The organism is Enterobacter sp. ZOR0014 (assembly GCF_000798855.1).
GTDB lineage: Bacteria > Pseudomonadota > Gammaproteobacteria > Enterobacterales > Enterobacteriaceae > Enterobacter > Enterobacter kobei.
In genome coordinates this window covers 1-7,016 of record NZ_JTLF01000381.1, presented here as the reverse complement: position 1 = coordinate 7,016, position 7,016 = coordinate 1, and the positions used below count along the sequence as shown (strand labels likewise).

At 57.3% G+C, this 7,016-nt stretch carries 8 protein-coding genes; all 8 read right to left on the bottom strand.

Annotated elements, in window-relative coordinates; translation table 11 throughout:
• Window positions 1-11: 11 nt before the first annotated feature.
• Window positions 12-623, bottom strand: a complete 612-nt coding sequence (hisIE, locus tag L977_RS21560; RefSeq protein WP_047626899.1) for a bifunctional phosphoribosyl-AMP cyclohydrolase/phosphoribosyl-ATP diphosphatase HisIE — start codon at window positions 621-623, stop codon at window positions 12-14.
• Entirely contained in the window at window positions 617-1,393 is a 777-nt protein-coding gene (gene hisF / locus L977_RS21555; RefSeq protein ID WP_023330862.1) for an imidazole glycerol phosphate synthase subunit HisF, read from the bottom strand. The genes hisIE and hisF overlap by 7 nt, the downstream gene beginning before the upstream one ends.
• The gene (gene hisA, locus L977_RS21550; RefSeq protein WP_047626898.1) at window positions 1,375-2,112 is read right to left on the bottom strand and encodes a 1-(5-phosphoribosyl)-5-[(5-phosphoribosylamino)methylideneamino]imidazole-4-carboxamide isomerase; all 738 of its coding nucleotides are present in this window, start codon (window positions 2,110-2,112) and stop codon (window positions 1,375-1,377) included. The genes hisF and hisA overlap by 19 nt, the downstream gene beginning before the upstream one ends.
• Window positions 2,112-2,702: an imidazole glycerol phosphate synthase subunit HisH gene (hisH, locus tag L977_RS21545; protein WP_014884470.1), complete on the bottom strand. Its 591-nt coding sequence runs from the start codon at window positions 2,700-2,702 to the stop codon at window positions 2,112-2,114. The genes hisA and hisH overlap by 1 nt, the downstream gene beginning before the upstream one ends.
• Entirely contained in the window at window positions 2,702-3,769 is a 1,068-nt protein-coding gene (hisB, locus tag L977_RS21540) for a bifunctional histidinol-phosphatase/imidazoleglycerol-phosphate dehydratase HisB (protein WP_014884469.1), read from the bottom strand. The genes hisH and hisB overlap by 1 nt, the downstream gene beginning before the upstream one ends.
• Window positions 3,766-4,827 (bottom strand): histidinol-phosphate transaminase, encoded by a 1,062-nt coding sequence (gene hisC / locus L977_RS21535; RefSeq protein ID WP_014884468.1) that lies wholly within the window; start codon window positions 4,825-4,827, stop codon window positions 3,766-3,768. The genes hisB and hisC overlap by 4 nt, the downstream gene beginning before the upstream one ends.
• Window positions 4,824-6,128: a histidinol dehydrogenase gene (gene hisD / locus L977_RS21530; protein WP_045134939.1), complete on the bottom strand. Its 1,305-nt coding sequence runs from the start codon at window positions 6,126-6,128 to the stop codon at window positions 4,824-4,826. Before hisD ends, hisC begins: the two co-directional genes overlap by 4 nt.
• Before the next feature lie 5 nt (window positions 6,129-6,133).
• A partial coding sequence (hisG, locus tag L977_RS21525; protein WP_047626897.1) for an ATP phosphoribosyltransferase occupies window positions 6,134-7,016 on the bottom strand: 883 nt, incomplete at its 5' end.

Sequence of the window (7,016 nt, the reverse complement as noted above, 5' to 3'; positions counted from 1 at the left end):
TCCCCGGTTTTTTATTTGTGGCGCTTACGAAGATTCTCGATCACCGCCGTCAAATCCAGCTCCTGATCCTGCAGCAGCACCAGAAGGTGATACATCAAATCCGACGCTTCATTAGTCAGCTCCTCGCGGTCATGCACCGTCGCAGCCAGAGCCGTCTCAACGCCTTCCTCTCCCACCTTCTGCGCAATACGCTTAGTCCCGCTGGCATACAGCTTCGCGGTATAGGAGCTTTCAGGATCCGCCGTTTTACGCTCTGCCAGTAGCTGTTCCAGTTGATACAGGAACAGCCACTGGTGGCTCGCCTCACCGAAGCAGCTGCTGGTGCCCTTGTGGCAGGTCGGCCCGATCGGATTGGCCAGCACCAGCAGGGTGTCGTTATCGCAGTCTGGCGCCATGCTGATCACATTCAGGAAATGACCTGAGGTTTCACCTTTGGTCCACAGACGCTGTTTCGTGCGTGAGAAAAACGTCACCTTGCCGCTGTCGATCGTTTTCGCCAGCGCGTCCTTGTTCATATACCCCAGCATCAGCACTTCGCCTGAGACGGCATGCTGTACAACCACCGGCAGTAATCCGTCAGTTTTTTCCCAGTCCAGCTGCGCCTGTTGTTGCTCTGTTAACATACCCTGATCTCCACGCCCTGGTCGGCCAGGTACGTCTTTAACTCACCAATATTAATAATCTGTTTGTGGAACACGGACGCCGCCAGCGCACCGTCTACGTTCGCATCACGGAAAGCTTCCAGGAAGTGCTCCATGGTGCCCGCACCGCCGGAGGCAATCAGCGGCACGTGGCAGACCGCGCGGACTTTTTTCAGTTGCTCGAGGTCATACCCGTTACGCACGCCGTCCTGGTTCATCATGTTCAGCACAATCTCACCCGCGCCGCGCTTCTGCACTTCCTGCACCCAGTCCAGCGTTTCCCATTGGGTGACACGCGTCCGGCTCTCATCACCGGTATACTGGTTGACGTGATATTTACCGGTTGCAGCGTCATACCAGGTGTCGATCCCAACCACAATGCACTGCACGCCAAAGCGATCGGCCAGACGGGTAATCAGCTCCGGGTCGGCCAGGGCAGGGGAGTTGATGGAAATCTTGTCGGCACCAAAAGAGAGAATTTTGGCCGCGTCGTCAGCGGACTTAATCCCGCCCGCGACACAAAACGGAATATCAATCACTTCCGCCACGCGCGCGACCCAGCTTTTGTCGACCACGCGACCATCGCTTGAGGCGGTAATATCGTAAAAGACCAGTTCGTCTGCGCCTTCATCGGCATAACGTTTTGCCAGCGGAACGATGTCGCCAATAATCTCGTGGTTGCGGAACTGCACGCCTTTCACAACCTGACCGTCGCGTACGTCAAGACAAGGGATTATCCGTTTTGCCAGCATTGAATCGCCTCCATTACAGTAAATTTACCTTCCAGCAGGGCACGGCCTACAATCACACCCTTTACACCGGTACCGCGCAGCGCAGCCACGTCGTCTATATCGCCGATGCCGCCTGAAGACTGGAACGCCACCTGCGGATAACGTGCACAAACCTCTTCATACAGCGAGACATTAGAGCCTGCCAGCGTACCGTCGCGAGAGATATCGGTGCACAGCACGTGCTTCAGGCCAACGGGCAGATACATCTCGACCAGTTCTTCCAGCGTTATCCCGGAGTTTTCCTGCCAGCCGCTGATCGCCACCTGCTTATTACCTTGTTCGTCAATGCGAACGTCCAGCGCCAGCACCAGCGCATCGGCGCCGAAGCGGCGGAACCAGCCTTTCACGGTCTCAGGATCGTTGACCGCGGTTGAGCCTACCACCACGCGCGCCACGCCTGCATCCAGCAGTGCCGCAACGTCCTCTTCCGTACGCACGCCGCCGCCGACCTGTACGGGCACATTAACGCCAGCAACCAGGTTTTTCAGCAGCGGGATCTGGCGTTTCGCCGGATCTTTCGCGCCCGTCAAATCCACCAGATGCAATACCTGCGCGCCCTGAGCCGCATAATCCTGCAGACGCGGCAGCGGGTCGTTCCCGTAGTCACGCTGCTGGCCGTAATCGCCCTGATGCAGACGGACAACCGTGCCGTCAATTAAATCTAAAGCGGGAATGATCATCACATCTCCAGGAAGTTTTTCAGCAACTGCGCGCCCGCGGCGCCCGAACGTTCCGGGTGAAACTGCACGCCGAAGAAATTGTCTTTCTGCACCGCGGCAGTAAATGCCTCGCCGTAGTTGCACTGGGCGATGGTATGGGCGTTCACCGGCATGGCGTAGCTGTGCACGAAGTAAAAATACGCACCGTCTTCGATGCCGCGAAACAGACGGTCACCTGCTTTCGCGTAAACGCGGTTCCACCCCATATGTGGTAGCGGCAGGCCGTGGTCGGTCATTTTCGGTACGTCTTCGTCAATAATACCCAGTAGGTCAACGCCGTTGCTCTCTTCGCTGCGGCGACCCAGAAGCTGCATGCCTAAGCAAATCCCCAGTACCGGTTGGGTACAGGCTTTGATCAAATCGACCAGCTCGCGCTCGTGGATCTGATCCATCGCCGCCTGGGCGGTGCCTACGCCGGGCAGGAAAAGCTTGTCGGCGCGCAATACCACGTCCGGATCACGGCTCACCACCGGCTCGTAGCCGTGGCGCGCAATGGCCGATTTGACGGAGTTCAGGTTGGCGCATCCGGTGTCCAGAATCACCACGTTCATCACAGCACTCCTTTCGACGAGGGAAGGGCGTCACCTTCCACGCGGATCGCCTGACGCAGCGTACGGCCAAAGGCTTTAAACAGACTTTCCACGCGGTGGTGATCGTTTTTGCCTTTCGTTTTCAGATGCAACGTCAGGCCCATGGTGTAGGACAAGGAACGGAAGAAATGCTCCACCATTTCGGTGCTGAGATCGCCCACGCGCTGATAGGTGAAGTCAGCTTTGTATTCCAGGTGCGGACGACCGGAGATGTCCATCGCGCAGCGCGCCAGACATTCGTCCATCGGAAGAACAAAGCCAAAACGGTTGATGCCGCGTTTGTCGCCGAGCGCCAGCTTCAGGGCTTCACCCAGCGCCAGACCGGTATCTTCTACGGTGTGGTGATCGTCAATGTAAAGGTCACCCTTCACCGAGATTTCCATGCGGAAACCGCCGTGGGTGGCAATCTGGTCCAGCATATGGTCAAAGAAACCGACACCGGTGTGGATCTTGCTGCCGCCTTCACGGTCCAGCCAGACCTTCACATCAATCTGTGTCTCTTTGGTGTTGCGTTCAACGTGCGAGTAGCGGTCACGTTTTGTCAGCTGTTCGCCAATCTTTGCCCAGCTAAGATTGTTGCGGTCGTAGCGAAGCCCCGCAATGCCCATATTTTCCGCCAGCGTAATATCAGTGATGCGATCCCCGATGACATAGCTGTTGGTTTTATCCAGCATATCCTCAGCCAGATAGCGCTCAACCAGCTTCACTTTTGGCTTACGGCAGTCGCACTCATCGGCTGGCATGTGCGGACAAATCAGTACTTCATCGAACACTACGCCCTGAGAGGTCAACACCTGCATCATTAAATTATGGGGGCCGTCAAAGTCTGCCTGCGGGAAGCTGTCGGTACCCAGACCGTCCTGGTTGGTGATCATCACCAGCTTATAACCGGCTTTTTGCAGCGTAAGCAGCACCGGTATCACGTCCGGTTCAAAAGCCAGTTTGTCGAAACGATCGACCTGAAAATCGGCTGGTGGCTCCGAAATAAGGGTGCCGTCACGATCGATGAAAAGGATCTTCTGGGTCATACTTTCTCCGCTTTCAGGGCGTCAATCACGCGCTGGCTCTCTGCGCGGGTGCCTACGGTAATGCGCAGGCAGCCGCTCAGGGAAGGTTGTTTATTCTGGTCTCGTAAGATAATGCCCTGATCCCACAAAGATTTAAATACGGCACTCGAGGCGGTAAAACGCACCAGGATGTAATTGGTTTCCGAGTCAAACACCTGCTCCACGCACGCAATATCCTTCAGGGCGGTGACCAGGTACTGGCGTTCTTCCAGGATCTGCGCCACGCGTTCGCGCATCGCATTAATGCCCTGAGGCGTCAACGCCTGTGCCGCAATATCCGCAACCGGCGTGGAAAGTGGATACGGGGCGATGACTTTCAAAAGCAGGTCGATGACTGCTTTATTCGCCAGGGTGAATCCGCAGCGCAAGCCCGCGAGGGCGAAAGCCTTCGACAGTGTGCGCAGGACAACAAGATGCGGATACTCCTCAAGCCAGCCTGTCAGCGTCGCCTGTGGGCAGAACTCAATATAGGCTTCGTCCGCGACCACCAGCGCTTTACCGCGCGTCATTTCCAGCAGGGTACGAATATCCTGTGGCGTGATAATCTGTCCGGTTGGATTGTTCGGGCTGCAGACAAACACGACTTTTACGCCGTCAAGATTGTCAGCAATCCCCTGCAGATCCAGCTGCCAGTTCTCCAGCGCCTGCACGTTGCGGCACGCCACGCCGAAGGTTTCGGCGCTGACGCTGTACATGCCGTAGGTTGGCTGGCAGTACATTACTGCGTCTTTTCCCGGCTCGCAGAACGCGCGGATCAGCAGTTCAATGCCTTCGTCTGCCCCACGGCTGACCAGCACCTGCTCCGGTTTCACGCCTGCGTACTGGGCGTAGTTTTCGATTACCGCTTTCGGCTGACACTCCGGATAACGGTTCAACGTTTGCTGCGACAGCTCAAACTGCACCGCCGTCGGGAATTCGTTGGCGTTCAGCCAGACATCGCCTTTGCCACCCAGGCGGCGCGCGGACTGATAAGGCGTCAGGCGACGGACATTTTCGCGGGCTAATTCTTCAATGTTCATGCTTGCTCCTTCAGCGCTGCAACGCGCAGCGTAACGGCATTTTTGTGGGCAGTCAGACGTTCGGCGGCGGCCAGCGTCTCAATAGTTGAAGCCAGCGAGGCAAACCCTTCTCGGGAAAGTTCCTGCACGGTCATCCGTTTCTGGAAATCTGCCAGGCCCAGGCTGGAACAGGTTGAGGTATAGCCATACGTCGGCAGAACGTGGTTGGTACCAGAAGCGTAGTCGCCCGCGGATTCCGGTGACCAGTCGCCGAGGAACACCGAGCCAGCGCTGGTAATGCTGTCGACCAGATCGCGGGCGTTGCGGGTCTGAATAATCAGATGCTCCGGGCCGTACTGGTTGGAAATAGCAATGCACTGTTCCAGGTCACGCGCCACAATCAGGCGGCTGGCGGATAATGCCTGGCGTGCCGTGTCGGCACGGGGCAGGTCGGCAAGCTGACGCTCAACGGCCTCACCCACACGTTTAGCCATATCGGCGTCCGGTGTCAGCAAAATGACCTGGGAGTCCGGGCCGTGTTCTGCCTGTGAAAGCAGGTCGGACGCCACGAAATCCGGCGTTGCGCCGCTGTCGGCAATCACCAGTACCTCAGAAGGGCCGGCTGGCATATCAATTGCCGCACCGTCCAGACGCTGGCTGACCTGGCGCTTGGCTTCGGTTACATACGCGTTGCCCGGTCCAAAGATTTTGTCGACCTTCGGAATGGACTCAGTCCCGAACGCCAGGGCCGAAATGGCCTGGGCACCGCCCACTTTATAGACTGCCTGTACGCCGCACAGCTTTGCCGCATAAAGGATCTCATCGGCAATCGGTGGCGGAGAGCACAGCACCACTTTCTGGCATCCGGCGATACGCGCCGGGGTTGCGAGCATTAATACGGTTGAAAACAGCGGCGCTGAACCGCCAGGGATATAAAGCCCGACTGACGCTACCGGGCGCGTCACCTGCTGGCAACGCACGCCGGGCAGGGTTTCTACATCCACGGTCGGCAGTTTCTGCGCGACGTGGAAGGTCTCAATGTTTTTCACCGCGACGGCCATCGCCTGTTTGATGTCGTCACCGAGGCGGCTTTCCGCCTCTGCGATTTCCTGCCCGGTGACCTGTAGCGCGCCCACTTCGGTTTTATCAAACTTTGCACTGTATTCACGCAGCGCGTCATCGCCACGCGTTTTGACGCTATCAAGGATCTCCGCCACGGTGCGGGAGATGCTTTCGGAGGCGGAAATCGCCGGGCGCATCAGCAGCTCGCGCTGCTGTGCGTCGCTACAGGTATTCCAGTCGATGATTGTGTTAAAACGCATGGCCGTTACTCCATCATCTTCTCAATTGGCAGCACCAGAATGGAGCTTGCGCCCAGCGCCTTCAGTTTTTCCATGGTTTCCCAGAAGAGGGTTTCGCTACTGACCATGTGCATTGCCACGCGCTGCTGATCGCCCGCCAGTGGCAGAATGGTTGGACGTTCTGCGCCCGGCAGCAGGGCAATCACTTCATCCAGACGCTCGGTCGGCGCATGCATCATGATGTATTTTGATTCACGTGCCTGAATCACGCCCTGAATACGGGTCAGCAGTTTGTCGATGAGCTGCTGCTTGGCATCGGCCATATCGCCATCACGCTGGATCAGACACGCTTTGGAGCGGTAAATCACTTCGACCTCGCGCAGGCCGTTCGCTTCCAGCGTCGCGCCGGTAGAGACGAGGTCACAGATAGCGTCCGCCAGACCCGCACGCGGTGCCACTTCAACCGAGCCGTTCAGCAGGCAGGATTTAAACTGCACGCCTTTCTGATCCAGATAACGCTTTAACAGGTGAGGGTAGGAGGTGGCGATACGTTTGCCATTCAGCGCGGCCGGACCGTCCCAGGGTTCATCAACCGGCGTTGCCAGCGACAGGCGGCAGCCGCCAAAGTCCAGACGACGCAGGGTGAAGTAACGCGGGTCTTCGCCCTGTGCACGGCGGGTCAGCAATTCTTCTTCCAGCACGTTTTCACCGATAATCCCGAGATCAACGACGCCATCCATGACCAGGCCTGGAATATCGTCATCACGCACGCGCAGAATGTCGATCGGCATGTTTTCAGCCAGAGCAATCAGGCGCTGGGTGTGCAGGTTGATTTTAATCCCGCAGCGGGCCAGCAGTTCGCGTGAATCATCACTCAAACGACCTGATTTTTGAATAGCTATGCGTAAG